The organism is Caulobacter sp. DWP3-1-3b2 (assembly GCF_049896325.1).
Classification (GTDB): domain Bacteria; phylum Pseudomonadota; class Alphaproteobacteria; order Caulobacterales; family Caulobacteraceae; genus Caulobacter.
This window is the reverse complement of record NZ_JAFCUB010000063.1, coordinates 1-2,571: the sequence shown is the minus strand read 5'-3', so window position 1 is coordinate 2,571 and position 2,571 is coordinate 1. Positions and strand designations below refer to the sequence as shown.

3 protein-coding genes are annotated in these 2,571 nt (G+C 65.8%); all 3 read right to left on the bottom strand.

All coding sequences use genetic code 11. The features are described 5' to 3' along the window. Nucleotides 1-1,106: hypothetical protein (locus tag ACP7AG_RS21125; protein WP_426033382.1), on the bottom strand; the 1,106-nt coding region annotated here is incomplete at its 3' end. Further along, on the bottom strand, nucleotides 1,103-1,531 hold the full coding sequence (locus ACP7AG_RS21120; protein ID WP_426033380.1) for a hypothetical protein: 429 nt from the start codon (nucleotides 1,529-1,531) through the stop codon (nucleotides 1,103-1,105). The genes ACP7AG_RS21125 and ACP7AG_RS21120, both read right to left, overlap by 4 nt. Further along, a partial coding sequence (locus ACP7AG_RS21115) for a hypothetical protein (RefSeq protein ID WP_426033378.1) occupies nucleotides 1,528-2,571 on the bottom strand: 1,044 nt, incomplete at its 5' end. The genes ACP7AG_RS21120 and ACP7AG_RS21115, both read right to left, overlap by 4 nt.

Below are 2,571 nucleotides of genomic sequence, written 5' to 3'. Positions count from 1 at the left end.
CCGGTAGGCAGAGCGCCGCCCGCGTCGTCCGCGCCGATCGCCGCGCCAGCAAAGGTCGGATCAGGGATCAGGTTGGCGGTCCCCCGCTCCACGGCCAGGCCGTCAGCGGTCTGGCGACGGTCGCCCGAGGCGAACACCGTCACCGGCACGTTGAGCGGATAATAGGCCTCGCCCGTCCGGTCGCCGGTCGCGGCTTGCGCCAAGGTGATCGCCGCACCATCGCGTCTATAGCGCTGGCGCGACGCGGTGAAGTCGGCAAAGAGCGGCGCGGCCCCAGCCGCCAGGCGCGCCGTGACGCCCATCATCTGCAGGTCGAACTTCTGCCAGAGGTCCGCGTGGTTGCGGGTCGCCTCGGTGGCCTTGAGCTCGGCGATCTTCTGCACGCCCATCACTAAGCCGTTCGTACCATTCGGCAGAACGACCGGAACCTTGCCGTCGAAATACGGTAGCGCCGCGGCGGGCGTGTTGAACAGGTTCAGCACCTGACTAAAGGCATTATTGGCGACCGCCTGCAGCTTGGCGGGGCACGGGAGCAGCACCGGACCGCCGGCCAGGGGCAGAGGATAACGGCCATCGCCTCCCGGACCGCCCTCAGCCTCCCCGGTGGCCCAGGCCTGGTACCCTCCGACGGCCGCGTCAAAGCTGTCCAGCTGGCCCTGCCCGTTGGCCACTAGCTGGGCGAAAGACAGGGCCTCCACGGCCAACTGCTTGGCCAGGAAGGCGCTCAACGTCACCGACGGCGTGCTGCCGGCCATCGTCAGGCGCAGGCGGCCATAGCGATACACCGTGCCACCGACCCTATTGCTGAGCAGCAGGGAGGCAGGATCGCCCGCAGTGACGGCAGCGATCGCCAAGGTCGCTGTATCGACCGGGGCGCTGAAGTCAGGCGCAGCCGACAGCTGCAGGCCGATCGTGTAGGCCTCGTCGCCATCATTGTGGTTCAGCGCCGTGATCGTGGCGACCACAAAGCCGATCCATTCCACGCCCGAAGCACCGAAATCATGGACGACAGGAACGCCGGCCTTGCGACCAAAGCGGGTGGCCGTGGCCGCCGCCGCGCCGTCCTCGAGGACGAGCGTCGGGCTGTAGGGATAGGGCTGGCTCATACCGTCCCCACGAAATCAGGAGCCGGCGGCTCGGTCGGGTTTTCCGGATCGGTCTCGGTGTCGGGCCAGTCGAGCAGGGCGGAGCGCCAGGCGGCCATCTCAGCCTGCTCGCCCTCGGTCAGTTCGGCCCAGCGCAAAGGATTGGTCACATAGGGATCGACGACATCGCGTAGCAGGGTGTTGCGGCGAACCCTCAGGTGGCGCGAGGCCGCCGCGAGAGCTTCGGCCGCCATCTGGACAGGAGCGCGCGGCACGACGACGCCATCGACTACCTCATGGGTCTGACTCCAGTCGCCGCGATGCTCGAAGACCTCGACGAACGGTCGGCCCTGGGCCTGAACCGTTTCGGCTGTTGCCTCCAGGCAGTCGCGGATCCGCCCACTGGCGGGAGCGTCCACCCCCGGCTTGAAGAAGACGACGATCATTTGAAGAACCACCGAATGCGGAAATTGAGATTGTCGTAGCCGTCATCGGGCTTAGTCGCGCAGGTCATGCTGACGGTGTAGGTCCCGGCTGGGCAGGACGCCCCGCCGCCGGTGCCCAGCTGCTGCATGGCCAGGGCGCCGGTCTGGGTGTTGTGATTGATCTGCGCTCCGTCGATGAACAGCTTGATCGACGAGGCGTGATAGGACGGACCATGGCCGCCGCCGTCCAGGAAGTTTGCGCTGCCATCCAGTTCGACGTCGGCATCCTCGGGCAGGGTGATCGTGTAGGAAAATTCCTCGACGTCGAACCCTGTGCCGCTGACGAAGGTCGCATCGGCCCCGCGCAGGCGATTGGAAACGGCGTTGTCGGCCAGGCGATCGGTGATCACACCGCCGATCACCAAGTGCTGGGTCTCGACGATGTTGGCGATCAGCTTCTGGACATAGATCGTGTCCTTGAAGCGCCACTTGCCGGCGACATATTCGAGTACCTTGGTTGGCGGGCCAACGCCGTTTGGATCAGTGACGCCGAGGATGTTGGCGAGGAAATTGATTTCGCCGATCGACCCGTCGGTCAGATATTCGACGCCCACCACAGAGTCGTCCGACCGCACCGCAAACACTGCGTGGCCTATCCCGGTCCCCGCATCGACGGACCGCAGATCGGTAATGAACACCTGATGCTGGCCCTGGATCGCCACCAGCTGATCGATGTCGGTGCGCGCGCCATCCATCAATTCACTGGTCGTGGCGCGGAACGTACCTTGGACCAGAACCTGCCGGGCAAGGTTCAAGACATCTAGGTCGAAGTCGTCAACGACCTGCTGGCTCGGGCGGCCGGCGACGGCCCCCGCATCCACACCGCCAACGGTCACCTCGCCAAGGTCAGTGTTTGAGCCGGGGTTCTCGACGCCCTTGGCTGTGATGTAGCGCAGGCGGACCTGGTAGCGCGCGCCGGGCTTGACCCCGGTGACCACCATGGTTTTCGAGGACGCGGGGAACGACTGCGATTGCCATGCGCCATAGACGCCGGCCGAGAT

Excerpts from the sequence above, each read along its gene's own strand:
- ACP7AG_RS21120 (WP_426033380.1), bottom strand. The coding sequence starts at position 1,531 with ATGATCGTCGTCTTCTTCAAGCCGGGGGTGGACGCTCCCGCCAGTGGG.